General features: G+C 46.2%; 27 protein-coding genes. 8 read left to right on the top strand and 19 right to left on the bottom strand.

Going from position 1 to position 23,585, the window contains the following annotated elements; translation table 11 throughout:
- Nucleotides 1-954 carry a UV DNA damage repair endonuclease UvsE gene (gene uvsE, locus ACXAFV_RS02770; protein WP_475124297.1) on the top strand — a complete coding sequence of 318 codons (954 nt, stop codon included), beginning with the start codon at nucleotides 1-3 and terminating at the stop codon, nucleotides 952-954.
- Between the two features lie 81 nt (nucleotides 955-1,035).
- On the opposite strand, the gene ACXAFV_RS02765 is transcribed toward uvsE, so the two are convergent.
- From ACXAFV_RS02765 to speE, 5 genes are all read right to left on the bottom strand, one after another.
- Complete coding sequence (locus ACXAFV_RS02765) at nucleotides 1,036-1,215, bottom strand: XapX domain-containing protein (RefSeq protein WP_475124295.1); 180 nt, start codon at nucleotides 1,213-1,215, stop codon at nucleotides 1,036-1,038.
- Between the two features lie 128 nt (nucleotides 1,216-1,343).
- Nucleotides 1,344-3,014, bottom strand: coding sequence for an arginine--tRNA ligase (argS, locus tag ACXAFV_RS02760; RefSeq protein ID WP_475124293.1), 1,671 nt, complete (start codon nucleotides 3,012-3,014; stop codon nucleotides 1,344-1,346).
- Between the two features lie 4 nt (nucleotides 3,015-3,018).
- On the bottom strand, nucleotides 3,019-3,459 hold the full coding sequence (locus tag ACXAFV_RS02755; protein WP_475124291.1) for a YwiB family protein: 441 nt from the start codon (nucleotides 3,457-3,459) through the stop codon (nucleotides 3,019-3,021).
- Nucleotides 3,460-3,961: 502 nt separating this feature from the next.
- Nucleotides 3,962-4,834: an agmatinase gene (gene speB, locus ACXAFV_RS02750; RefSeq protein ID WP_475126046.1), complete on the bottom strand. Its 873-nt coding sequence runs from the start codon at nucleotides 4,832-4,834 to the stop codon at nucleotides 3,962-3,964.
- 153 nt (nucleotides 4,835-4,987) lie between these two features.
- Entirely contained in the window at nucleotides 4,988-5,818 is an 831-nt protein-coding gene (gene speE, locus ACXAFV_RS02745; RefSeq protein WP_475124289.1) for a spermidine synthase, read from the bottom strand.
- A gap of 711 nt (nucleotides 5,819-6,529) precedes the next feature.
- Between speE and ACXAFV_RS02740 the strand changes: the two genes are divergently transcribed.
- A complete protein-coding gene (locus tag ACXAFV_RS02740; RefSeq protein ID WP_475124288.1) occupies nucleotides 6,530-8,599 on the top strand; it encodes a transglycosylase domain-containing protein in 2,070 nt (689 codons plus the stop codon).
- 60 nt (nucleotides 8,600-8,659) lie between these two features.
- On the opposite strand, the gene ACXAFV_RS02735 is transcribed toward ACXAFV_RS02740, so the two are convergent.
- The 3 genes from ACXAFV_RS02735 to ACXAFV_RS02725 form a co-directional block, all read right to left on the bottom strand.
- Nucleotides 8,660-9,121, bottom strand: coding sequence for a GNAT family N-acetyltransferase (locus ACXAFV_RS02735; RefSeq protein ID WP_475124286.1), 462 nt, complete (start codon nucleotides 9,119-9,121; stop codon nucleotides 8,660-8,662).
- 442 nt (nucleotides 9,122-9,563) lie between these two features.
- Nucleotides 9,564-10,070 carry a YwhD family protein gene (locus ACXAFV_RS02730; protein ID WP_475124284.1) on the bottom strand — a complete coding sequence of 169 codons (507 nt, stop codon included), beginning with the start codon at nucleotides 10,068-10,070 and terminating at the stop codon, nucleotides 9,564-9,566.
- A 15-nt stretch (nucleotides 10,071-10,085) separates the two neighbouring features.
- Nucleotides 10,086-10,769, bottom strand: coding sequence for a site-2 protease family protein (locus ACXAFV_RS02725; protein WP_254871147.1), 684 nt, complete (start codon nucleotides 10,767-10,769; stop codon nucleotides 10,086-10,088).
- Between the two features lie 172 nt (nucleotides 10,770-10,941).
- Here ACXAFV_RS02725 and ACXAFV_RS02720 point away from each other — a divergent pair, with 172 nt between their 5' ends.
- Entirely contained in the window at nucleotides 10,942-11,127 is a 186-nt protein-coding gene (locus ACXAFV_RS02720) for a 2-hydroxymuconate tautomerase (RefSeq protein ID WP_475124283.1), read from the top strand.
- A 24-nt stretch (nucleotides 11,128-11,151) separates the two neighbouring features.
- Here ACXAFV_RS02720 and ACXAFV_RS02715 read toward each other — a convergent pair whose 3' ends face one another.
- From ACXAFV_RS02715 to ACXAFV_RS02700, 4 genes are all read right to left on the bottom strand, one after another.
- The gene (locus ACXAFV_RS02715) at nucleotides 11,152-11,424 is read right to left on the bottom strand and encodes a hypothetical protein (RefSeq protein WP_475124282.1); all 273 of its coding nucleotides are present in this window, start codon (nucleotides 11,422-11,424) and stop codon (nucleotides 11,152-11,154) included.
- A gap of 69 nt (nucleotides 11,425-11,493) precedes the next feature.
- Nucleotides 11,494-12,003 carry a YwgA family protein gene (locus ACXAFV_RS02710; protein ID WP_475124280.1) on the bottom strand — a complete coding sequence of 170 codons (510 nt, stop codon included), beginning with the start codon at nucleotides 12,001-12,003 and terminating at the stop codon, nucleotides 11,494-11,496.
- A gap of 203 nt (nucleotides 12,004-12,206) precedes the next feature.
- A complete protein-coding gene (locus ACXAFV_RS02705) occupies nucleotides 12,207-13,508 on the bottom strand; it encodes an HD domain-containing protein (RefSeq protein ID WP_475124279.1) in 1,302 nt (433 codons plus the stop codon).
- Between the two features lie 340 nt (nucleotides 13,509-13,848).
- A complete protein-coding gene (locus tag ACXAFV_RS02700; RefSeq protein ID WP_446244700.1) occupies nucleotides 13,849-14,073 on the bottom strand; it encodes a YuzB family protein in 225 nt (74 codons plus the stop codon).
- A gap of 137 nt (nucleotides 14,074-14,210) precedes the next feature.
- On the opposite strand from ACXAFV_RS02700, the gene ACXAFV_RS02695 reads away from it, so the two are divergent.
- Nucleotides 14,211-14,486: a hypothetical protein gene (locus ACXAFV_RS02695; protein WP_475126121.1), complete on the top strand. Its 276-nt coding sequence runs from the start codon at nucleotides 14,211-14,213 to the stop codon at nucleotides 14,484-14,486.
- A gap of 61 nt (nucleotides 14,487-14,547) precedes the next feature.
- Nucleotides 14,548-15,357: an RsfA family transcriptional regulator gene (locus tag ACXAFV_RS02690; protein ID WP_475126045.1), complete on the top strand. Its 810-nt coding sequence runs from the start codon at nucleotides 14,548-14,550 to the stop codon at nucleotides 15,355-15,357.
- A 284-nt stretch (nucleotides 15,358-15,641) separates the two neighbouring features.
- On the opposite strand, the gene lipL is transcribed toward ACXAFV_RS02690, so the two are convergent.
- Nucleotides 15,642-16,487, bottom strand: a complete 846-nt coding sequence (lipL, locus tag ACXAFV_RS02685; RefSeq protein ID WP_475124278.1) for an octanoyl-[GcvH]:protein N-octanoyltransferase — start codon at nucleotides 16,485-16,487, stop codon at nucleotides 15,642-15,644.
- A 375-nt stretch (nucleotides 16,488-16,862) separates the two neighbouring features.
- The gene (gene pta / locus ACXAFV_RS02680; protein WP_475124276.1) at nucleotides 16,863-17,834 is read right to left on the bottom strand and encodes a phosphate acetyltransferase; all 972 of its coding nucleotides are present in this window, start codon (nucleotides 17,832-17,834) and stop codon (nucleotides 16,863-16,865) included.
- Between the two features lie 318 nt (nucleotides 17,835-18,152).
- Between pta and hemQ the strand changes: the two genes are divergently transcribed.
- A complete protein-coding gene (hemQ, locus tag ACXAFV_RS02675; RefSeq protein WP_475124275.1) occupies nucleotides 18,153-18,896 on the top strand; it encodes a hydrogen peroxide-dependent heme synthase in 744 nt (247 codons plus the stop codon).
- A 485-nt stretch (nucleotides 18,897-19,381) separates the two neighbouring features.
- On the opposite strand, the gene ACXAFV_RS02670 is transcribed toward hemQ, so the two are convergent.
- A complete protein-coding gene (locus ACXAFV_RS02670; protein ID WP_475124273.1) occupies nucleotides 19,382-20,302 on the bottom strand; it encodes a LysM peptidoglycan-binding domain-containing protein in 921 nt (306 codons plus the stop codon).
- Nucleotides 20,303-20,567: 265 nt separating this feature from the next.
- Here ACXAFV_RS02670 and ACXAFV_RS02665 point away from each other — a divergent pair, with 265 nt between their 5' ends.
- The gene (locus tag ACXAFV_RS02665; protein ID WP_475124272.1) at nucleotides 20,568-20,990 is read left to right on the top strand and encodes a cell wall hydrolase; all 423 of its coding nucleotides are present in this window, start codon (nucleotides 20,568-20,570) and stop codon (nucleotides 20,988-20,990) included.
- A gap of 36 nt (nucleotides 20,991-21,026) precedes the next feature.
- Nucleotides 21,027-21,509 carry a spore coat protein GerQ gene (gerQ, locus tag ACXAFV_RS02660; RefSeq protein ID WP_475124271.1) on the top strand — a complete coding sequence of 161 codons (483 nt, stop codon included), beginning with the start codon at nucleotides 21,027-21,029 and terminating at the stop codon, nucleotides 21,507-21,509.
- 155 nt (nucleotides 21,510-21,664) lie between these two features.
- On the opposite strand, the gene ACXAFV_RS02655 is transcribed toward gerQ, so the two are convergent.
- From ACXAFV_RS02655 to ACXAFV_RS02640, 4 genes are all read right to left on the bottom strand, one after another.
- On the bottom strand, nucleotides 21,665-22,036 hold the full coding sequence (locus ACXAFV_RS02655; RefSeq protein WP_475124269.1) for a DUF423 domain-containing protein: 372 nt from the start codon (nucleotides 22,034-22,036) through the stop codon (nucleotides 21,665-21,667).
- Nucleotides 22,037-22,121: 85 nt separating this feature from the next.
- Nucleotides 22,122-22,418 (bottom strand): YwdI family protein, encoded by a 297-nt coding sequence (locus ACXAFV_RS02650; protein WP_475124268.1) that lies wholly within the window; start codon nucleotides 22,416-22,418, stop codon nucleotides 22,122-22,124.
- 87 nt (nucleotides 22,419-22,505) lie between these two features.
- On the bottom strand, nucleotides 22,506-22,682 hold the full coding sequence (locus ACXAFV_RS02645; RefSeq protein WP_475124267.1) for a uracil-DNA glycosylase: 177 nt from the start codon (nucleotides 22,680-22,682) through the stop codon (nucleotides 22,506-22,508).
- Nucleotides 22,683-22,903: 221 nt separating this feature from the next.
- Nucleotides 22,904-23,578 (bottom strand): uracil-DNA glycosylase, encoded by a 675-nt coding sequence (locus ACXAFV_RS02640; RefSeq protein WP_475124266.1) that lies wholly within the window; start codon nucleotides 23,576-23,578, stop codon nucleotides 22,904-22,906.
- Between the last annotated feature and the right edge of the window lie 7 nt (nucleotides 23,579-23,585).

Here is a 23,585-nt window from a genome sequence, read left to right as displayed (position 1 = left end):
ATGAAAGTGAGACTGGGATTTGTGGCAAATTCCCTTGCCCTGTGGGATTCAAGTCCATCTAAAACGATGACCTACAGACGCTTTACCGAACTTCCAGAAAATGAACGCATGGAACAACTCATTGAAGTGACGAGGCTGAATCTGGAGCATACAAAACGACTTCTTTATTATTGCAGAGCCCATGAAATCGAGCTGTACAGACTTTCAAGCTCACTCGTCCCATTGGCGACACATCCTGATGTCGAATGGGATTTCCATTCCCCTTTTAAAAATGAATGGAAAGAGCTCGGTACTCTGATCAAGGCGTTCGGCATACGTGCGAGCTTCCACCCGAATCAATTTACATTATTCACAAGCCCGAAGCAGCATGTCACCGACAATGCGGTGAAAGATATGGTGTATCATTACCGGATGCTTGAATACATGGGGGTGGAAAAGGAGTCGGTGATCAATCTTCATATCGGCGGGACTTACGGGGATAAAAAAGCGGCGCTTGAACGGTTTCATGAAAGTTTGAACGCCATTCCGCCCGAGGTGAAGGAAATCATGACGCTGGAAAACGATGATAAAACGTATAATGTGGAGGAGACGCTTGCCGCTTGTCAAAAAGAAGACATCCCGATGGTGCTTGATATTCACCATCATGAAGCAAACCTTAGCAGCGAGCCTCTTGAAACATACCTTGAGGACATCTTTAAAACATGGGACAGACGGGATCTTGTCCCCAAAATACATATTTCTTCTCCAAAATCCGAAAAAGCCTTTCGTTCTCACGCCGATTATGTGGACCCGGATTTCGTGAAGCCTTTCTTTAAAACATTAAAGAAAATCGGCCAGGACGTGGACTTCATGATCGAAGCCAAACATAAAGACCTCGCCATGCTGAAGCTGATCGAAGACCTCTCTTCCATCCGCGGCGTCAAGCGCATCAGCGGTGGTGTTCTTGAATGGTGAAAATGATAAAAGGACCCGTCCCCCGACTTAAAAATACTCGGGGAACGGGTCCTCTATGTAGTCTTGCTCTACTGGGATCTCTTATTTAAAAACCGATTCAATCCAGGGCTGAATCGCCATAAATGCTTGGAATCCCAAATAGATCCCGACAATCCCGGCGATCCCGGCAAGTGCAGGCGGCGCTGGAATCGGTAGCTTGAACAGAGCAAAGATGAATCCTACCAAAAATCCTGTGACAATGGCCAACACAACAGTCTTCATGAACATCCTCCTAAGCTGATTCCTATCTGTCTACCCACTATTATACGTCAACTAGTAGAAAATATTAAAAGAAGGCCCGTCCTTTACCACATTAAAGCGGCGAGGGACGGGCCTTCGAATTTCAATGGTTACATTTTTTCAGGAGCTTCAACACCGATCAGGGCAAGTGCGTTTTGAAGCGTCACTCGCACGGATTTAACAAGTGCCAGACGGGCCGTTGTCAGCTCGCGGTTTTCTGCGTCCAGTACTTTGTTGGCGTTGTAGAAGCTGTGGAACGCTGAAGCCAGATCGTTGATGTAGTTCGCGACACGGTGCGGTGTGCGCTTCTCTGCTGCATCGGCGATCATTTGCGGGAATTCTCCCAGCTTCTTCAGGAGGTCTATTTCTTTTTCCGTTCCAATCAGGCTCAGGTCGATGCGGTCCTCAGAAGCAAGACCCGACTCCTCTGCCTGACGCAGGATGGAACAGATACGCGCATGTGCATATTGCGCATAGTACACAGGGTTTTCATTTGACTGGGACACTGCTAAGTCAAGGTCGAAATCCATATGTGTATCCGCACTTCTCATCGCGAAGAAATAACGAACGGCATCAAGGCCGACTTCTTCCACAAGCTCGCGCATCGTCACGGCTTTACCCGTACGTTTACTCATCTTCATCTTCTCACCATTTTTATAAAGGTGAACAAGCTGAATCACTTCTACTTCAAGCTTCTCGCGTTCAAAGCCTAGTGCTTCAATCGCCGCCTTCATACGAGGGATATACCCGTGGTGGTCCGCTCCCCAGATATTGATCAGCACGTCATGACCGCGCTCGAATTTATCCTGATGGTAGGAAATGTCCGGGGTCAGATACGTATACGTTCCGTCGTTCTTGATCAGCACACGGTTTTTATCGTCGCCAAGCTCGGTCGAACGGAACCAAGTCGCGCCTTCTTCTTCGTACACATGTCCGTTTTCACGAAGCTTTGCCAGGGCGGCATCGATTTTCCCATTTTCATATAGGGATGTTTCAGAGTACCACACATTGAACGGTACGCGGAACATTTCAAGATCCTTCTGAAGCTTGGACATTTCAACCTTCAACCCATATTCACGGAAAAACTTGTAGCGTTCATCTTCGCTAACATCTGCATATTTAGAACCGAATTCCTCAGCAAGCTGTTTTCCGATTTCAATGATGTCGGCACCATGGTATCCGTCTTCAGGCATCGCCACATCTTGGCCAAGCGCCTGGAAGTAACGTGCTTCCACTGATTTAGAAAGGTTATGAATCTGATTTCCAGCGTCATTGATGTAGTACTCGCGAGTCACCTTGTAACCTGCCTTTTCAAGCACATTACAGAGGGAATCACCGACAGCTGCGCCGCGGGCATGTCCAAGGTGCAGGTCACCTGTAGGGTTCGCTGAAACAAACTCGACGTTGATGCGCTCACCTTTCCCTGCATCGGATCCGCCATATTCGTGGTCCTGATCGAGAATCATTGGAATGAGGTCCGTTAAGTAATCATTGTTCATGAAGAAGTTGATGAATCCCGGTCCGGCAATTTCCATTTTTTCAATCGAAGCCTTTGATTGGTCAAAGTTTGCCATGATGTCTTCCGCGATCATGCGCGGCGCTTTTTTTGCCACACGCGCAAGCTGCATCGCCATGTTTGTGGAGTAATCCCCGTGTGACTTTTCCTTCGGTGTCTCCAGGATGATGTCCGGAATCTGATCCTCTGTTGCCAGATTCGCTTTCAGAACCGCTGCTTTGATTTCGGATTTCAGGTTTTCTTGTACTTTTTCGACGATATTCATGCGCCTATTCTTCCTCCTTAAAATTGATCGACATCTCATAATCTCCGACCGAGCTGCCCTGCATGATCAGCTCATATGAAAGGTTGAAATCCCCTTCTGTCTTGGACATGTTTTTCGTATGTGAAAGTTTTTTTGTTTTTGTCGTCAGCAAGAGTGTGCCGAGCTCGCTTTCATAGGAGCCGTTCATCTCTTCCTCTTCGTTGAACACCATTCTCATCTTCACGGCACCACTTCTTAAGATCAGTGCCTGCGTGTCGGTGATTTTGACGATCGTATGGATGGTTCCTTCTTCTTGAACTTCATCATACTTCAGAAAAAAGGCATCCCCTTTTTCATAGTATTGGCCGAATGAAACCAGCTCAAATGAGTCGCTGTCGTCACCGATCGTGATATTCGTTTTCAAGTGTATTTTGACAGGCGTGGATTCACTATTGAATTCTGTCAAACCACTCACATCCTTTTCTGTTTTAGGGTCCGATCGCGGAATAGTTCCGTCCCTTTTGATGGACGGTCTTCCTTCTAACTAATTAAGTATAAGAAGTATTGGGTGAAAATGCAATGAATGGGGGTGAGTTTTGGGTTGGAAGTTTGTGAAAGTAAGTGTCGAATCTCTTCACAAATTGAAAATACAGTTCTACCCCTCTTAATACCGCAGTTGATTTCCGTGGAAGACTTCGCTTTCCGCGGGCGAGCGGGGAGCCTCCTCGTCGCTGCGCTCCTGCGGGGTCTCCCCTGCTTCGCTTTTCCCGCAGGAGTCTTCGTCTTCCACTACAATCAACTGCTGGGATCGGTTAATACTTCACATTTATTTCTTCAACAGACTTGTCATTTTCACCTAACTACTTCTTTTATAAGAGACGGGGCAGGTCAACTTCTACCCGATACCTTCCAAACTTTAATAAAAGAAATAGGATCACCTTTACAAGGCAATCCTATTTTCACAAAAATTATTTCACCCAGCCAAGTAGCATTTCTCTGATGAGTTTGCTGGCTGTGTTGGCTGTTTGTTCGGATGGGTCGTAGATTGGTGCTACTTCGACGAGGTCGGCACCTACTACGTTGACGCCGGAGTGTGCGATCTCATGGATGGATGCAAGCAGCTCCTTGGATGTGATTCCTCCGCAGTCCACGGTTCCTGTGCCGGGAGCGTGGGCTGGATCCAGTACGTCGATGTCGATCGTAACGTAAACAGGTCGTCCAGCAAGCGTCGGAAGGATTTTCTTAAGCGGCTCGAGCACTTCGAATTTCGAGATGTGCATGCCGTTTTCTTTCGCCCATTGGAATTCTTCTTTCATGCCTGAGCGGATTCCGAAAGAATACACATTCTCAGGTCCGATGTGCTCAGCGATTTTGCGGATAGGTGTCGAGTGGGAAAGAGGTTCTCCCTCATACTCTTCACGAAGATCCGTGTGTGCATCCATATGGATGATCGCCAAGTCTGGATATTTCTTCGCAACAGCCTTCATGACCGGCCAAGAAACGAGGTGCTCCCCGCCCATGCCGAACGGGATTTTCCCGTCGCCTAAAAGCTGATCGATATAATCCTCGATCATATCGATGCTGCGCTGCGGATTTCCGAACGGCAGCGGAATATCCCCGGCATCGAAGAATTTCACTTCTTCAAGCTCACGGTCAAGATATGCACTGTATTCCTCAAGTCCGATCGATACTTCACGAATGCGTGCAGGGCCGAAACGTGAACCCGGACGGTAGCTGACCGTCCAATCCATCGGCATTCCGTAAAGCACAACCGAGCTCTCTTCATAAGAAGGATGGCTCTTTATAAACACATTACCTGAATAAGCTTCATCAAAACGCATCATATTCAACCTTTCTTTATCGAGGACGGCCGGTCTCTAGCAGGTCCGTCCCTCGCTTGTTTAAAGCATTAATCCGTTAAACGCCCGTCCCTCGGTCCTTTAGAGTGTTAAAGTAGAAGTAAAGAACGTGACATATTGTAGGTTCGGTTTCAATTATTTCGTCAGGTCTTTGACGAATTTAGGAAGCACGAATGCTGCATTGTGCAGTTCCGGAGTGTAGTATTTTGTTTCGATTTCGTGGAAACGCTCTTGAGGCACTTCGATTGGGTCGTGTTTTTTCGATCCGATCGTGAATGCCCACATGCCGCTTGGGTATGTCGGGATATTCGCTGTGTACAGGCGTGTAACAGGGAAGATTTCCTTCACATCACGTTGTACCTGGCGGATAAGGTCCGCTTTGAACCAAGGGTTATCACATTGAGCGACAAAGATCCCGTCTTCTTTAAGAGCTTTCGAGATTCCTGCATAGAATCCTTTTGTAAATAGGTTTACGGCAGGTCCCACAGGCTCAGTGGAATCGACCATGATGACGTCATATTCATTTTCACTTTTTGCGATATGCATGAATCCGTCGCCCACCTGGACATCGACGCGCTCATTTTCAAGCTCGCCAGCGATTTCCGGTAGGTATTTCTTTGAGTACTCGATGACTTTTCCATCGATATCGACCAATACAGCTTTTTTCACGCTTGGGTGCTTCAGGACTTCACGGATGACACCGCCGTCCCCGCCTCCTACAACCAATACCTTCTCCGGGTTCGGGTGCGTGAATAAAGGAACGTGTGCAACCATTTCGTGATAGACGAATTCGTCTTTTTGGCTTGTCATGACCATTCCGTCAAGGAAGAGCATGTTGCCCCATTCTTCTGTTTCAGCCATTTCAAGGTATTGAAAATCCGTTTGCTCTGTATGTAAAGTCTTCTTGATTTTCATCGTGATTCCAAAGTTATCTGTTTGTTTTTCTGTGTACCAAAGTCCACTCATTGTTTCTACTTCCCTTCTTTTTTGTTTTATAGGCTCTGTTATCGCCGCTTATGATTTCCGTGGAAGACTTCGCTTTCCGCGGGCGAGCTGGGAGCCTCCTGCCTTTTTCACTGGGGAGGAACTGTCCAGCTGCAGGGCTTAGAGGCACATGTCATAAGTCAAACCGGCCAAGAAGGCAAAGAACGCCTTCATGGCCGCTTCGCCTTATGCCACACGCCTCTGAGCAAAGCCCCTCCGCTTTTCTAATAGGAGTCTACGTCTTCCACTCCAATCAACCGCTGGATCCGCTAAAAACTTAAAGAGCCATTAAAATACTTTTTAAGTCCATTCTAGTTGTAAACATTTTTTCACTGAAGCCATTCACTGAAGAATTTAAAAATATGGTTAGACTTACAAATGAAAAAACACTAAATATCATAGGTTCAAAAAATCAAATAAAACGTCATCGACAGACGTCATTTTTATCCTTCCCTATCATGATAAATACAAACATGAGAAAAAGTATAGTGGAATCTAGCAAAAATTCAAGTGAAATTTTTTCTATCTCCAGTACGTTTAAAATCTCTTCAAACCTTTCATACTGATTATATATAGCAGAAGTCTACGGGAAGGCCCGTCCCTCATTGCTTTAACGCATCGAGGGGCGGGCGTTGGGGAACCCGGGAACGGATTCTCATAGAAAACTATTTTATAAAGAAGGCGGGAAAAGGGATGGAACTGATTACTCGTGCTGGAATGGAGAAAACAAAAAAATATGTCAGAGCGGCCGTTATTCTGTCTCTATTATTTTCTGTCCTTGTTCTGGCAGGTCTGATCGGGGTGCTCACCTACGCGAAGATTCAAGGTCCTCCACCGCTCGCGGTGCCTCAGTCCACGCTCATTTATGGAGAGGACGGAAAGGTGATCGGGGAGACGAATACAGGGGAGAAGCGCTACTGGGTGGATCTGGACCAAATTTCACCGACCCTCATCGAAGCGACGATTTCAATAGAGGATAAGAATTTCTACCAGCATTACGGGTTTGATATTAAGCGGATCGCCGGGGCCGCACTCGCCGACGTCAAGGCAATGGCCAAGGTTCAGGGAGCGAGCACCATTTCCCAGCAGTATGCCCGCAATCTTTTTTTAACACATGATAAAACCTGGAAACGAAAGATTTCTGAGGCACTTTATACTCTTCGAATCGAAATGAACTATAGCAAGAAGGAAATTCTCGAGGGGTATCTCAATACCATCTATTATGGCCACGGTGCCTACGGCGTACAGGCGGCCAGTCAATATTACTTCGGGAAGGATGCAGACAGGCTGACACTTCAAGAAGCAGCGATGCTTGCCGGGGTCCCGAAAGCACCATCCTACTATTCCCCTCTCGAATCGATGAAGAACGCCAAGAAACGGCAGGAGCTCATTCTTGATTCAATGAAGAAAGATGGTTTCATCACGAAAGCGGAAAGTGAAATCACAAAGGCAAAACCGATCAAGATCAACGGGCATCATGCCCATCTAACCGTGGAAACCGCGCCTTATTTTCAGGATGTCGTAAAAAACATCCTTCGCACCGAACTGGGTCTGGAAGAACGGACGATTGAAATGGGAGGCCTCAAGGTTTTCACAACGCTCAATACAAAGCACCAGGAAATCGCTGAGAAAGTGGTTGAGGAGCAAATTGAAGATGAATCCGACATCCAGCTCGGCTTTGTGGCGATGAATCCTAAGAACGGCTATGTCACTGCGATGGTCGGAGGACGGAGCTATGAAGAAAGTCCTTTCAACCGCGCCGTTCAGGCGATCCGCCAGCCAGGGTCGACAATCAAACCGCTCCTTTACTATTCGGCTCTTGAACAAGGTTTTACGCCAGCAACGACGATGAAAAGCGAGCTCACCGCTTTCACGTTTGACGAAAATAAAAAATACGCGCCGCACAACTACAACAATAAATATGCGAACGATGATATCACGCTGGCCCAAGCGATTGCTCTTTCCGATAACGTCTATGCCGTGAAGACCCACCTGTTCATGGGTCAGGACACCTTGACGAAAACGGCAAAAGAGAAATTCGGAGTCACTACGCCGGTCAAAAAATACCCGTCATCCGCTCTCGGAACATCAGGCGCGAGGGTGATCGATATGGTGAACGCCTACAATATGTTTGCCAACGGCGGCTACAAGGTGAAGCCGGTCTTCATCACCCGCGTCGAAGACTGGTCCGGAAACGTCATCTATGAAAAAGAAGTGAAAAAAGAGCAGGTCCTCGATCCGGACACAGCATACGTCATGACGCATATGCTGAGCGGGATATTCGATCCGAAGCTGAATGATTACTCGACCGTCACCGGCATCCAGATCAGAAAAGACGCGACAAGGCACTATGCCGGAAAATCCGGTACAACCAACACCGACAACTGGATGATCGGATTTTCACCGCAGCTGACAGCCGGGGTGTGGACCGGTTACGACAAAGGAAAAGATATCTCCCTCGTAAACGATAAACTTTATGCGAAGAAAATATGGGTGGAATTCATGGAGGAAGCCTTGAAGGACGAACCCGTCAAAGCATTCAAACCGACCAAGGGCGTCGTCGGCGTTGCGGTCAATCCCCACAACGGCAAACTCGCCACGAAGGATTGCCCCGTCCAGCGCTTCACCTATTTCGTAAGGGGTACCGAACCGACTGAATACTGTTCAGAGCACCTCGGAAATCACGAAACACCGAAAGAAAAAGCGCCATCCAAAGATGACAAAAAACCATGGTACAAAAAATTGACGGATTGGATCTTCTAATTATCATTTAAGGCCCGTCCCTCATCGCTTTAAAGCGGCGAGGGACGGGCCTTTATCTCGTTAAAGTTTCATTTTCATTCCTTCGTGTGTCGCGCTGAATCCAAGCTTCTGGTAGAATCGCAAAGCGTCACCGCGCTGTTTGTCCGTTGTGAGCTGCACCAGGCTGCAGCCGCGTTCCTTTGCGCGTTCGACCGCCCAGTTGATCATCTGTGTGCCGACACCTTGGCCACGGACAGATGAAGATGTCCTGACACCCTCAATCGTCGCCCTCCAGCTCCCCTGATGGGTCAGATAGGGTGTAAACGTCATTTGCAAGACACCTATGATCTCGGATTCATGACAAACAGCAATCAGTTCATTATTGGGATCGGCATCAATCGCCTGAAAGGCTAACAGGTAGCCTTCTGGAAGTGGATGGGTATACTGTTCCCTGTCTTTCCCAAGTACATCATCCGCAAGCATTTTCACGATTGCATCCAGATCCTCTTTTCCTGCCATTCGAAACGTTACTTGCTCTTTCATCATAGTGCCTCCTTTTCCGTAGCCTTTACTAATATCCTATCCACCGGACCATCAAAAAGAAATTAGAAGTTTATTATGATCAGGCATAAGGAGCACTTATCCCAGAAAGGCGGAGGGACTTTGAAAAGAGGCGGGTGGCATATGGCGAATCGGCCATGAAGGCGCTCTTTGCCTTCTTGGACGGTTTGACTTATGACATGTGCTCTAAGCTCCGGAGCTGGACAAATCTATAAAAACGAAAAACCTCGGGCTTGTGCGAACCCGAGGTTTTTCATGTCCTAGTTTATGTGCAAACTGTGATTTAAGTGTACTTTTTTTCCAAGATAAGTACAAGATGTGAAAGTCACTTTCAAAAAAATGTCACACTTTGTTCACAAATGTCGAAATTTGGAGGCCCGTCCCTCGCTGCTTTAACGTAGTGAGGGACGGGCCACCATCGATTTTATTCCGCTTTCAACGCTTCTTTCAACTCAGGCTTGGAGCGGTCCCACATACCTTGGTCATGGTTTTTGAGGAAGTCTGCCAGGATCCCTTTTGACTTTTCATCCATATGGTCGACGATGATGTGCCGTTTGATGGATTTATCCATATGATTCACGTGCTCCGGCATCGACTTGTAGCCTCTTCTTTTTTCACGATTCATGACCATTTCACATGCTGTCACCCCTGCATAATAAGGGCCGTCCTCCATGCGGTCAATCGTCACCCAGATCAGCCAGAACGGCTTGCCGCCTGCTGAATCCTCCCGGTTATTCGTGAATTTCATCCCTCTTTCCATCGGGCTCCGCGCATGCATCGCACCGATCTCGATCGTTGCTTCTCCTTCTTCCACATCGATCATGACAGGAGACACATTATCTAGGCTGAGCGATCCGACACCATAGCCTCCGTGTCCGTCAGTCGGGTCATTTTTTATGATATTAAATCCGATGTTCTTTTTCTTTTCCATCGTTTTTCACTCCTTTTAGCTAAAGATTGAAAAAATCGTTCCGTAAATCGTACTGAATGCCTGACCTGTCGCACTCATACCGGTATTCAAGAACGGCCAGATCGTATATTGATCAAGCGGTGTGATTACCAGGATCAGAAACAGCAGAATGCCGTATTGTTCAAACTGGCTCATTTTCACCCGTACATGGGCAGGCGACAGATCCTCGATGATCCGGTACCCGTCAAGCGGAGGGAACGGCAATAAGTTAAAGACAAATAGAAGAATATTCAATTCGACGATCATCTGAAGAAGATCGACCGCAAACGGAGGGATCCCTCCGCCGGTCACCCCGACAAAGAAATAAAATAATCCGAATGCGATGAACGCGATCAGGAAGTTGCTCAGCGGTCCTGCAGCGGAAACAAGAATGCCCGCCAGCCGCGGATTCTTGAAACGCGAACGCATCACCGGAACAGGCCGGGCCCAACCAAAGCCGGCAATCAGAATCAAGATCGTCCCGAACGGATCCAGATGCTGAACAGGATTCAACGTCAGTCTTCCCTGATCCTTCGCTGTCGTGTCCCCGAATTTGTAGGCCACATACGCATGGGCAAACTCATGGACCGTAAACGCCAGTACCAGCGCGATGACCACAAACGGAAGCTCTTCCAGCGAAAAAATCGATATAGACTCAAACAAACTGCGAAAAGTATCCAAAATATGTACTCCTTTAAAAATGTTTTACTTTCTTATTCAATAGTATACCGAAAAAGTCCTGCTCATGACTTTCATCATTCCAAGCTTGCTTCCCCGCTCTCCTCCGATTACATTAAAGAAGCAGGGTCCTACCCACGATTGTATCAAAATCAGAGATAAGGAGCGAATCAAAATGCCCTACATTACTGTTAAAATGCTAGAAGGACGTTCAGAAGACCAAAAGAAAGCCCTCGTTGAAAAAGTCACACAGGCCGTCAGCGAAACGACCGGTGCCCCAGAAGACAAAATCGTCGTGTTCATCGAAGAAATGACGAAGGGTCATTACGCTGTTGGCGGGAAGAGATTGAGTGATCAGTAAATCTCTGTACATGAGGCTCTGAAGTTATCGCTTTAGGGCTTTATTTTTTTCCCACCATATGTATGATTGAACCGTGTCAATTGAATATTCATGCTTTTCTGCAATAGACTCCATACTTTTGCCATTTTGATAATCACGGATAACAGAATGGTATTTTTCCTTTCGCTTATATAACCTGTGATTATGACTCACTCTACTGCCACTTACTCCCAATATTTCACCGATGGCTCTATATGTTTTCCCCTCTTCTCTTAACTTGTTCACTAACAGCTCTCTCTCCGTAAAATCTAAATTCATATATTCTTCCTCCAGATCATTAGAAAATAAAAAGACCGCCCTTCCCACAAAGAGCAGCCCTTCATCCACTTATTGAACAACCTTAATCTTCTTCAACCCGTCAATATAAGCAAACGCCTCATCAATTTCTTCTTCCGTATACTTCTGCTTGCTCTTCAGCGTAAATACCTTCTCGTAAACTTCTTCTTTTGTAAGGTTATCAAAATATAAAACCGTTGAAACAAGCTCCAAAAAGCGTGCAGACTGGCCGTTCATATTCGTCAGGCAGTCCTTCAGGGACGGAATATCCTTTTCATAGATGGAAAGGAAGTCTTCCCCTTCTTTCGTGACCGTGTATCGATACTGGTAATAGCCGCCTTTTTTCTCGCGCACTTCCGAGATGAAGCCCATATTGCAGAGCTCCTCCACACGCAGGGTCAGCTCTTCTGAATAAGGGCCGTAGAAATGAAATTGGAATTTTTCCTGAAACGGAAAGGCCAGCTTCTTAGCGATGAAGATCATCTTTTGAAGCTTCTTTCTTCCCACCACTTCGCCGGACGCTAAAAAGGCACTCATCAGTTTTGCATGTTCTTTCAACAATGTACGTCATCTCCTACTCCTAGTATTGCATTTAGCAGATTCTCCATTGGCTTTGGTGTCACGGCTGCTTTGGCCCGATTAACATTTCGTTGATTTTAAAAAAAGAAGGCCCGATCGTCCTCACTATGGGGACAAAATTTCCCGCAGGGGTGCCTCATCCAATCAACATATCGTTAAACAGCGCCTTTAAAAACAGCACTCTTCTAAGATAGTTCCAGAATCGTACGTATCTGTCTCTTTATTTTCTTCTTCGTTGATTCGTCGTATAGTAAATCCACTGGATAGTATAATTTATGATCGGTTCTGCGCTTACCCGAAATGGAATCCACGATATCCGATTCCCTCGAGAGCTCCCGAAGTTCTTCATTTTTCATTAAAAGATGGATTGGAAGGCGTTCCTCTTCCTCACCCGGCCGGTAGAAATCGTATGGAAGGTCCGAAGATGAGTCCACGACCAGATAATAGTCAGGATCGATTCCCGCTTTTTTAAATAAAGTCTCAAGCTCACTGTGCTTCTTGTATTCCTTCGCCGGATCGAATTCGACGTATTTAAAGAGATTGCGGTTCATGAACCTTTCGCATAAGTCCCTTAAAATATCATCCTCTTCTTCCTGCCAAATCTGAAAATAATACATGATAACCGATTCATCGAGCTTTAAGTAGTCTTGAAGTGCTACATCCCCGGTGAACAAGGAGTAAAAATGAAGGGGCTTCTGCTTGAAAGAGTATCCCGTTTCATGAAGCTCCTTAGCTCTATGTAAAATCTTCGTCAGTATCACCTCTGCACTTCTTGTCACAGGGTGGAAATAAACCTGCCAGTACATCTGATAGCGGCTCATGATGTAATCCTCGACTGCATGCATCCCGCTCTGCTTGATCACGACCTGATCTTCACGCGGCCTCATCACGCGCATGATCCGTTCCATATCAAAGTGGCCGTAGCTCACGCCGGTAAAATAAGCATCACGCTGCAGATAATCCATGCGGTCGGCATCGATCTGACTTGATATCAGGCTCACGACAAGCTTGTTCTCGTACGTCTTCGCGATGACCTCTGCCACATGCTTCGGAAAATCATTCCCGACTTTTGAGAGAACCTGGTTCACTTCTGTGTCTCCCAAAATGATCGCTTGCGTGAAATGCTCATGATCCAGGTGGAACACCTTTTCAAACGAATGTGAAAAAGGTCCGTGACCAAGGTCATGAAGCAGTGCAGCACAAAGGGAAAGCAGCCTCTCTTCCTGATCCCACTCGGGCCTGCCGTCAAAGACATCATCGACAATGCGGCGAATGATTTCATAAACTCCGAGGGAATGGTTGAACCGGCTGTGCTCCGCACCATGGAAGGTCAGATACGTGGTTCCCAGCTGCCTGACCCTTCTGAGGCGCTGGAACTCCTTCGTTCCAATCAGATCCCAAATCACGCGATCTCTTACATGAACATACCGATGAACAGGGTCTTTAAATACTTTTTCTTCATGTAATTTCTGCTTGGAATACTCCATCTTTTACCCTCTTCCTAAACTAGCATATTTCTATTATAGCGACTTTGTACCCGGTCTTCATCTCGAATTTTGTCGAAAAAAATATAATAATGTCTCCTAAACAAACCATGCCGGGCACTCCATCCGCTTCAAAAAAATTTCAGCCATTTACACTATCTTGACAAAAAATTTACCTTCTTAACTAATTCTCTATCCCTTAAATAGTTTCCTTTAAATAACAAACATAAACCTCCAAAACCAACCCTCATCCATCAACGCATTAAAGCATCGAGGGACGGGCGTTTAGCGGTTTAAAGGGGAAAAGAAAAAACTCCCTTATAGGAAGTTTGTTGATACCTAATTATTTCTTTAGTTTCTTTTGGATCTTTTCCATTAATTCTTCTTCCGTCAATGCCGCTAGCGGACGATTATTCACAAAGGCGAATGTTTTTTTACGTCCTGGACCACAATAGGACTGACAGGCGATATCGATCGGCGCGTCCGGGTCCATCTCTTTTAATTTAGGAATCAAGGTCTTTAAGTTTACGGCCTGACAATCATCGCAAACCCGGAATTCGTTTGCCATCTGTCAACAACCCTTTCTATCTATTGAATCATTTATTTTAATAAACATCGATTTATAGAATACAGTTTTCTGCAAGGATTTGCAAGAGAGTGTAGTTTCCAGGTTGTGGTGATTCACTTGAGACGAGGCGGTGATTATTGATGCAGTTGCGAAGGGTGGCCGCGTTTCATAAAAAAGATGGAGTTTGCTTTGGTTCTAACCTAACCCAGCGTTTGATTGGAGTGCAAGACGTAGACTCCTGCGGGAAAAGCGAGACTGGTGAGACCCCGCAGGAGCGCAGCGACGAGGAGGCTCACCGTCCGCCCGCGGAAAGCGAAGTCTTGCACGGAAATCAAAAAGCGGCAATTGAAAACATGAACAACGAAACTACCAACTTCAAAAAATTTTTAACATATTCGTATAAAAATCTATAAATCTGCCCATCCTTTTATCAACGAGTCATTTAAGTAAATTATGGGAGTTGAGATGAGAATGATGAAGACAAGACAGGATGCCTGGACTGATGAAAATGATTTACTATTAGCCGAAACCGTCTTGCGTCATGTACGCGAAGGCAGTACACAGCTAAACGCGTTTGAAGAGGTTGGAGATAAACTGAACCGCACATCCGCAGCCTGCGGGTTCCGCTGGAATGCAGTGGTCCGCCATCAATACGAGAAAGCTCTTCAACTAGCAAAAAAACAGCGCAAACAGCGCCACCGACTGCTGGGGAAAGATCAGGGAGGCAAGAAAAAGCTACTTTACAAGCCGCCTACACCTTCATTTGAAGAGCTGGATGCTATGTCTCTATCAATGGCTGAAGCCGAAGAAGAAATGGAATTCCAATTCGAGGATTATGTACCTGCAACTGAACAGCTTTCACAAAACTCCGGTAAGCAGGAAGTGGAGGTTTCCGAAGCTGAAGAAGAGCAAACCGTTGCCCCGCAGGCACCAGTCAGCAATCATATGGTGAACCCATCCGGCCTTCGCGGTGAAGTCACACTTGAAAAAGTGATCGCATTCCTGCAAAACATGGCTCATTCCAGCGTAAACTCGGATATCGTAAAAATCGAGAATCAGAGATTAAAGCACGAAATCGCTGAGATTAGAAGAGAAAACAAAGAGCTTGAAAAGAAAGTCGCCGAGCTCGAAACAAACTCTGTCACGATGCAGGAAGACTACGAAACACTTATGCAGATCATGAACCGCGCCCGCAAGCTTGTCCTGTTTGACGAAGAAGGCGAAGCGAAAGCACCGCGCTTCAAAATGGACCGCAACGGGAATTTGGAAAAGGTCGCAGAATAAATTTAGTAGTGAGCCCCCCCTTTTAATAGGGTTCCCAAGCCAGTATGCCTTTTGTAAGAAAAGGTGTGCTGGCTTTTATTCATTTCACGAAATTATGCAGGGGTATTAGCCGCTCATTTCAAAGCAACCTCCAATTTTATGTGCGAAATTTTGAATATATGTGCGAAACAGAAACATCCAGTTTATACATACACTATGAGGTATACCCGAAACCCACGCCAAATAACAAACCAGCAATAAAAAAAGACCAAACGCCCCAACCGGCCATTTGATCTTCTCACTGCTTATTCGCCCAATACCTTCTCATTCCGCTCTACAACTCTTTTATAATACGTTTCATACATCGCATACTCCCCACCCTGCAGGGCACTGGAGTAAATGTCACCGCTGAAGAACTTCAACGACTGCAGGAACCGGAGCATTACATCCTGAACAGATAGTTCTACGCCGAGCAGTTCCGATAATGAAGCCATCACCTCAGGCTGAATGGACGGAAACGTAAATTTCGTTTGTTCACCCTTTAGCCCCGTTTCATAAAACTGACGGATCAATTCCGCCCGCTCCGAGCCGCTTCCATTGACGCATAGATAGATTTGAACCGCCACACCGTTCCGGATACGTCGCTGCGAAATCCCGGCAAACTTCCGGTCACGGATGCTCAAATCATAGCTCCCCGGACAGTACGACTGCGTGATTTCTTTCGCTTCCATCTCTACATCGAAATCCTTGAACATCTCCTGAACAAGCAGCCACATGGCATCGTAGCCTCTATTGATATCGATGCCCTTCTCCGAATCAGGGAATACCAAAGACAAGTTCAGAACGCCTTCATCCAGCACGACCGCCAAACCTCCGGAGTTCCGCACAATATATTGAAAACCCGCTTCCTCCAACACACTTAACGCCTCGGAAAGAAACGGCAATTTCGTATCCTGTATACCAAGCACCACCGTCTGATGATGGACCCACGAACGGGCAGCCGGATCGGACTCGCCCGCTCCCACAGCCGTGCAAAGCGTATCATCCATTGCAAAAGACTGCAGCGCACCAAACATCGGCCCTAGACTCGACTGATCGATCACCCTCCACCGTTCCTGACGGAGCAGTGCATATGCTTTTTCCTTATCCATAACGCTTCTCCTTCACTGAAAACATGCGGGTTAATTATATCATAAAATAGTGTCGGGTTTTGAGGCTGGATGAGGGATCGTTATTTCGGTGCCGGTGCCTGGCACAAAACGGCTGCTTTGTTCCTGGCACAGACCGCTGCTATTGTTCCAGGTACAATGACCCTCGATTGTGCCTGGCACACATCGCCGTCCCCGAGCCTGGCTCAATCAGGCCAAATCGAGCCTTGCTCAGATTCCCCAATTTGGCACACCCCCACCGGTTGAGGGGTGTGAGTGTACCAGGTACAAAACCACCGCCATTGTACCTCGTACATACTCAACACCACAAAAAAAGCCGGCCCCCCATAAAAGAGACCAGCTTCCGGACAACAATCATTACAGCGCCTGAGCAGCCGTAATCAATGCCAACTTATACACATCTTCCTCATTACACCCGCGGGAAAGGTCGTTCACAGGAGCGTTCAATCCTTGAAGGATCGGCCCGACTGCTTCGAAGTTCCCAAGGCGCTGAGCGATTTTGTAGCCGATGTTACCAGCTTCGAGGCTCGGGAAAACAAATACGTTCGCATTCCCTTGAATGTCTGCACCTGGAGCTTTTTTCTCTGCAACAGATGGAACGAATGCCGCATCAAATTGGAATTCGCCGTCTACCGTAAGTTCAGGAGACTTTTCTTTTGCAATCGTCACAGCTTCGACTACTTTTGCTGTTTCTGCGGATTTTGCAGATCCTTTTGTAGAGAAGCTCAGCATCGCAACACGAGGGTCGATGTCGAACATTTCTGCTGTTTTCGCACTTTCAACTGCGATTTCAGCAAGGTCCTGACTGTCAGGGGAAATGTTGATCGCACAGTCAGCGAATACGTATTTCTCTTCTCCGCGCACCATGATGAACACACCTGATGTCTTGCGTATGCCTTCTTTTGTCTTGATGATTTGAAGAGCAGGACGAACCGTGTCAGCCGTTGAATGGGCAGCACCGCTTACAAGCCCGTGTGCTTGTCCAGTGTACACAAGCATCGTCCCGAAGTAGTTCCCGTCAAGAAGGATTTTCTTCGCGTCTTCTTCCGTCGCTTTCCCTTTACGGCGTTCAACGAAGCTTTTCACAAGGTCGCCCATACCTTCAAATGAAGCAGGGTCAACCAGTTCACATCCGTCAAGCTTCACGCCTGATTGGTTTGCAACCGCTTGAACTTCATCGACATTCCCCACTACGATGGGAGTCAGTACTCCATCGCTCGCCAGACGGGAAGCCGCTCGTAAAATACGTTCATCCTTACCTTCTGGAAAAACGATCTTCAATTCTTTGCCTTTGATTTTATCTGTCAGTGTCGTAAATAAGTTACTCAATAGAGGAACCTCCTTGATTTATACATATCCATTCTTAGAATACTCTACTCATATAGGAATTCAAGGAAAAGGGAAAATGTTATCGGTTACATTTTTAAAGTCTTTGTTTTCAAAAAATTCCCCTTCGTCATCCATCATCCCTATACCCGGTACACCATGTAAACAACCCTTTATGTAACACTTTTTAGTGTGTTCCGTAAAAACGCTTCCTATCCTATAATTGTGCCATTTTCACGACATTTGGGTTTCTCATTCTTACTCTTTGACCAAACTATGATATAGTGAAATTGGAATAAGAACCTTAAGGAGTGATTGAACATGCCAGAACCAGCACAAACATTAGATGGATGGTATTCACTGCATGATTTCCGTGCGATGGATTGGACTTCATGGAAGATGCTTCCGAGTGAAGAAAGAGCAACGGCGATTGCTGAATTCCACCGTTTCTTAGATAAGTTGAACACGACTCAGGCTGCAAAAGAAGGAAGCCATGCCCTTTACACGATCGTGGGGCAGAAAGCGGACTTCATGCTGATGATCCTTCGTCCGACGATGGAAGAATTAAACGAATTGGAAAACGAATTCAACAAGCTTAAAATTGCTGAATTCACGATTCCGACGTTCTCATACGTTTCTGTCGTTGAGCTTGGGAACTATATGCCGACTGAAGGCGACCCTTATGACAACCCTTATGTTCAGGAGCGCATTTACCCGATCCTTCCGAAAGCGAAGCATGTCTGCTTCTATCCGATGGACAAGCGCCGCCAGGGCAATGACAACTGGTACATGCTTCCGATGGAGGACCGCCGTGAAATGATGAAGAGCCACGGCATGATCGGCCGCCAATATGCAGGCAAGGTAAAGCAAATCATTACCGGTTCTGTCGGTTTTGACGATTATGAGTGGGGCGTTACGCTATTTGCCGATGACGTTCTTCAATTCAAGAAGCTTGTATACGAAATGCGTTTTGATGAGGTAAGCGCACGCTACGGCGAATTCGGTGCATTCTATGTCGGTAACCTATTAGAGGAAGAAGGAATTTCGAAGTTCCTTCATGTATAATCCTATATTTAAGCAGTCCATTTTGGGTGCCTGTCGCGCCAAATTGGACTGTTTTTTTGTGTTTTGCAGGCCCCCGCTGTTGATTTCGCAAGACTTCGCTTTCCACGGGCGGCCGGTGGACCACTTAATAATTTTATATTAATTCCGATATAAATATTTGGTTCTGCAAGTGGATTTAAATAGAAAAAATCAGGGTATTAATAAAAGTCGCCGACTTATTAGTTACCAGGAAATATCGAGATGAAGAGGAGAAGGATAACATGGAAGAATACAACATTACACTAGAGTCAATTAAGGATCGTGTTAAAAAAGGCCGCATCACTGTGGAAGAAATAGAATGGTTGATTGCAAAGGCTGAGGAAAGCAATAAAAAATAGACCGAAAGATTTCTCCCGGTCCACTAAAAATTTTGTTATGCGTACCGGGAGAGGTCAATCTGAAACTTGATAAAAAGCTACTTAATCAAAGATACAACTTTCCACCACTCACTTTATTTTAATCATATTCAGCATCTTCAACATCTCCGGAACAATCCCTTCCGACTCCTCCGCATTCCGATAATGAATCGTAAACTTCAATAGAACGCCATCCACTTTTTTTACAGCGACATTTGTCTGCATCTTTGAATCGTGGGCATGCAGCAAGAATTCAGCCCCTTTGTAAAATGGCAGTGAATTCTCTGTTGGGAGTTCGGTCACTTTGCCTAATGTCTTAAGCTGATCGTGTGCCTGCTTCTTTAATAAACTGATATCAGCACCCGAATCAATCACTTCGACTCTTGTAAAATAGTAGTCATCATTGGCGGATTGAAGGATGAATCTCCGCGGTTCTTCCGCCGTGTAATAGTAGCCGATGTTGGGAGTCAATCCCGGAATGACCTTATCGGCATCGTATCCGGATGATTTGTCGGGTGTTACCTTATTCACCTTCAGGACTTGACCGGTCAAGATTAGGCTGGTTTTCAACCCGTTTCTCCTCTTTAGTTCTTCTACCGTCATTCCGTATTTACGGCTGATTCCCCATAACGTATCACCCGGCCTGACTAATACGAAGGTTGGAATTTCAAGCTTCTGCCCGATATAAATGGTATTTGATTTCAGCACGTTTACGTGTTTTAATTGTCCGACTGTCGTTTGATACTTTTTCGCCAGGCTCCACAGCGTGTCACCTTTTTTGACGGTGATTACTTTTTCAACCTGAAGTTTATTACCTGAGTAAATCAAGTTGGATTCCAGATTGTTTCTCTCCTTGAGTTGGTCCACTGTCATTCCATACTTTTTCGATAAGCTCCAAAGCGTATCCCCTTTCTGGATCAGATGGAAACCGGACGCTCCTGCACTGGATACACTCATCGCGGTTATGGTCAAAGCGAGTGCAGCTGATTTGAACATGTTGCTCTTCTTCATAGTAAGTCCCCCATTATGATGTCTCTTGATGTTTTTCCTAACTTTTCCTACACTCCATTAGACGTCTGAAAAAATGGCATGTTACATGAAGATGAGCCCATTTTAATGGGTTTAATACATGAAGTTCGCTCATCCGGGCTTCTGATTTCTTAGGTTTTCAGCAGGTTGTTTCTTTATTCTGCCCAATAATAAGAATATCTTTTTCCCACCGGACATAGACATGAAATAGTGAGACAGAAAGCATCTTCTAAAGTGAGGTGGGAAGATGGCTGTTGTTCCTTTTAACGAGAAGGAAGTGAAGCTCCTCGCTCGATTGATGAGGGCCGAAGCCGAGGGTGATGGTCAGCTGGGGATGCTGATGGTTGGAAACACCGGGATCAATCGTGTAAGGGTAAGATGTCTGGACTTCAAGGATATCAATACGATTCAACGAATGGTGTATCAGAAACCAGGCGGATTCGAAGCCACACAAAAGGGTTATTTCTATCAGCGGGCAAGGGAGAAAGACATCAATCTTGCCAGAAGAACGATAAGAGGAGAAAGGTTTCATCCTGCGTCAAATTCGTTATGGTTCTTCCGGCCTGAAGGAAATTGTCCAGACAAATGGTATAATCAATCAAATTCCGGCCGCTTCAAGGCACATTGTTTCTTCATCCCGACCAGAGAAGATTGCCCACAAGCCTATTAACCTGCAAGGCTCTTTTTAAACGAATTCTCAAAAATCATGTTTTTCAAGGAGGTATATCTCTTGTCAAATCAACAATCTAACCCTTATTACCAAGGGTATCAAGCGTATGATCCTTATCGTCAATACTATTCCGGTGCAATGCAGGGGCAGGGCCAGCAAGGCCAGGTTCAATATAACGGAATGCAGCCCCCGCAGCAGCAAAGTGCTCAAGCACCTTCACAGAAAATTCCAGGCATGCTTCCTGTAGAAGAATCCTATATCGAGAACATCCTTCGGCTGAACAAAGGAAAAGTGGCGACCGTTTATACAACATTTGAAAACAACACAGAATGGAATGCGAAAATTTTCAAAGGAGTCATTGAAGCCGCAGGCCGCGATCATCTTATCTTAAGTGATCCTCAAACCGGAACACGCTATCTGATCCCGATGATTTACTTAGACTACATCACCTTCGACGAAGAAATCGAATATGAATATCCGTTCAATGGAACCGGAATGACAAGCTATTCCCCACGATAACCACACCTTCAAGTGTTCAAAATCCAATTTTGAACACTTTTTATTTTTGAAGGCCCGTCCCTCATCGCGTTAAAGCGACGAGGGACGGGCCTTCTTTTATAAAAAACAGCCAATTAAAAAAAGACCGACTCCATTAGAGTCAGCCTTCCTTATCATTACATCGTCTTTGCAGCAAAAATCACCAGCAGAATCCATCCGGCAAGGAAGCTCACTCCTCCGAACGGTGTGATCGCTCCAAGGATCTTGATGCCGGATACGCTCAGGACGTACAAGCTCCCTGAGAAAAGAATGGTCCCGATCAGCATCAGCCAGCCCGACCATGACAGGAGTGATGTTGGGGAAACGGTTCCCATCAAGACCCCGATGATGATGATTCCGATTGCATGAAACATTTGATAAAGGACACCTGTATTCCAGATATCTATGTATTTCTTCTCGATCTTGCCTTCGAGTGCATGGGCACCGAACGCACCAAGGCCTACTGACAAGAACGCACTCAGCGCTCCGATGATAATGAATGTTTTCATGGTTCTACTCCTCCGCTTATATTAAAACTTTTTTAACACCTGTGATGGAGATTGTCGTAACTTCCCGTGAATCCCCTTGCATTGATCAAAAATCAAATAATGAATCCCCGTTTGCCCCGTCGTCCGTCTCCAGCGGTGCTTCCTTCTGGACCTGAACCGGCCTCTGGGCAGGCCGCTCGGGCTGAGCGATGTAAGGGACTGTCTGCTGCGGGTGAACGGGTGCAGTGAAGCCCCCTCCTTGGTTGTTCTCTTCAAGCAGGACTTCGCATAACACTTTAATCGAATTTATATGCTCTCTAATCTGCTGGGATTTTTCCGCAGATTTCGCTTTAGCGAGTTCTTGTTCCATTCTTTTAATGACGCTTTGATGAGGGATATTCATCCCGGACCTCCTTTCACTTCAATAAGCTTGCGTTCGTTATCTACATCATAATCCTAATTGTAAATTGGAGAATAATCAAATATGTTCTTATTTTGATTTAGGCGCAAACTTCAAACACGGACTGCCCGATGACTGGAGGACGACCATGGACGGCATCGCTTTCGTCTTGAAGCCGTACCCTTTGCAGCCCCTTGGGTGGACGGGTTCCCATGTGGTATAAAAATATCGACACTGAAAGCAGTTGATCCGCTTTTCATTTTTCAACAAACTCGCCTCCTGCAAGAAAAGCGCAAGCGCCTTGTTCAGCCCGGTAACCGCTCCTGGTCCGACCGGTGAAGCCGCTCTTTGACTTCAGTGGGCTGACCGAAACGTCTCGAGGAACCATGCGCTGGAGCTAGACAATTCTCTAATTAATATGAATAAAACTAAAACCCCTCTCTTAAAAAATAGAGGGGTTCCGAATGTTTCACGTGAAACAACCTTCCTTATTCAATGCACCAGTCGATTTCTTCCATGCCTTGCTCTTTTAAAAATTGATTCGCCTTCGAATAGGGCTTGCTTCCGAAAAAACCGCGGTGTGCAGAAAGCGGACTCGGATGAGGGGCGGCAATGATTTTGTGCCTGGATTCATCGATCAGTGCACGCTTGCTTTGAGCCGGTTTCCCCCACAGAAGAAACACTATCGGCTTTTCACGTTCATTCAATAGAGTGATCACCCTGTCGGTAAACTCCTCCCAGCCTTTGCCGCGGTGCGAGTGAGCCTTCCCCTCCTCGACCGTCAAGACGGTATTCAATAGAAGAACACCCTGCTCCGCCCACTTTACGAGCGAGCCGTGCTGCGGCATGTCACATCCGATATCATCGTGAAGCTCCTTATACATGTTGCGCAGGGACGGAGGCAGTTTGATGCCTTTTTTTACCGAAAAGCTGAGTCCCTCCGCCTGATTCGGCCCGTGATAGGGGTCCTGTCCCAGCAGGACTACCTTCACATCCTGATAGGGTGTAAGATGAAACGCATTGAAGATATCGAACATGGATGGATACGTGGCCGACGATTGATACTCTCCCTTTAGCCACTCTCTCAATTTCAGATAATAGTCTTTCTGAAGCTCATCCTCCAGAATCTCAGACCAATCATTTTCAAAAATAGCAGAAGACACTGCATGA

Source organism: Rossellomorea sp. ABR4_012 (genome assembly GCF_056159545.1).
This window is presented reverse-complemented; position numbering and strand designations above follow the sequence as displayed.

Excerpts from the sequence above, each read along its gene's own strand:
- uvsE (WP_475124297.1), top strand. The coding sequence starts at position 1 with ATGAAAGTGAGACTGGGATTTGTGGCAAATTCCCTTGCCCTGTGGGAT.
- ACXAFV_RS02765 (WP_475124295.1), bottom strand. The coding sequence starts at position 1,215 with ATGAAGACTGTTGTGTTGGCCATTGTCACAGGATTTTTGGTAGGATTC.
- argS (WP_475124293.1), bottom strand. The coding sequence starts at position 3,014 with ATGAATATCGTCGAAAAAGTACAAGAAAACCTGAAATCCGAAATCAAA.
- speB (WP_475126046.1), bottom strand. The coding sequence starts at position 4,834 with ATGCGTTTTGATGAAGCTTATTCAGGTAATGTGTTTATAAAGAGCCAT.
- speE (WP_475124289.1), bottom strand. The coding sequence starts at position 5,818 with ATGAGTGGACTTTGGTACACAGAAAAACAAACAGATAACTTTGGAATC.
- ACXAFV_RS02740 (WP_475124288.1), top strand. The coding sequence starts at position 6,530 with ATGGAACTGATTACTCGTGCTGGAATGGAGAAAACAAAAAAATATGTC.
- ACXAFV_RS02735 (WP_475124286.1), bottom strand. The coding sequence starts at position 9,121 with ATGAAAGAGCAAGTAACGTTTCGAATGGCAGGAAAAGAGGATCTGGAT.
- ACXAFV_RS02730 (WP_475124284.1), bottom strand. The coding sequence starts at position 10,070 with ATGGAAAAGAAAAAGAACATCGGATTTAATATCATAAAAAATGACCCG.
- ACXAFV_RS02720 (WP_475124283.1), top strand. The coding sequence starts at position 10,942 with ATGCCCTACATTACTGTTAAAATGCTAGAAGGACGTTCAGAAGACCAA.
- ACXAFV_RS02715 (WP_475124282.1), bottom strand. The coding sequence starts at position 11,424 with ATGAATTTAGATTTTACGGAGAGAGAGCTGTTAGTGAACAAGTTAAGA.
- ACXAFV_RS02705 (WP_475124279.1), bottom strand. The coding sequence starts at position 13,508 with ATGGAGTATTCCAAGCAGAAATTACATGAAGAAAAAGTATTTAAAGAC.
- ACXAFV_RS02700 (WP_446244700.1), bottom strand. The coding sequence starts at position 14,073 with ATGGCAAACGAATTCCGGGTTTGCGATGATTGTCAGGCCGTAAACTTA.
- ACXAFV_RS02690 (WP_475126045.1), top strand. The coding sequence starts at position 14,548 with ATGAAGACAAGACAGGATGCCTGGACTGATGAAAATGATTTACTATTA.
- lipL (WP_475124278.1), bottom strand. The coding sequence starts at position 16,487 with ATGGATAAGGAAAAAGCATATGCACTGCTCCGTCAGGAACGGTGGAGG.
- hemQ (WP_475124275.1), top strand. The coding sequence starts at position 18,153 with ATGCCAGAACCAGCACAAACATTAGATGGATGGTATTCACTGCATGAT.
- ACXAFV_RS02670 (WP_475124273.1), bottom strand. The coding sequence starts at position 20,302 with ATGAAGAAGAGCAACATGTTCAAATCAGCTGCACTCGCTTTGACCATA.
- ACXAFV_RS02665 (WP_475124272.1), top strand. The coding sequence starts at position 20,568 with ATGGCTGTTGTTCCTTTTAACGAGAAGGAAGTGAAGCTCCTCGCTCGA.
- gerQ (WP_475124271.1), top strand. The coding sequence starts at position 21,027 with ATGTTTTTCAAGGAGGTATATCTCTTGTCAAATCAACAATCTAACCCT.
- ACXAFV_RS02655 (WP_475124269.1), bottom strand. The coding sequence starts at position 22,036 with ATGAAAACATTCATTATCATCGGAGCGCTGAGTGCGTTCTTGTCAGTA.
- ACXAFV_RS02650 (WP_475124268.1), bottom strand. The coding sequence starts at position 22,418 with ATGAATATCCCTCATCAAAGCGTCATTAAAAGAATGGAACAAGAACTC.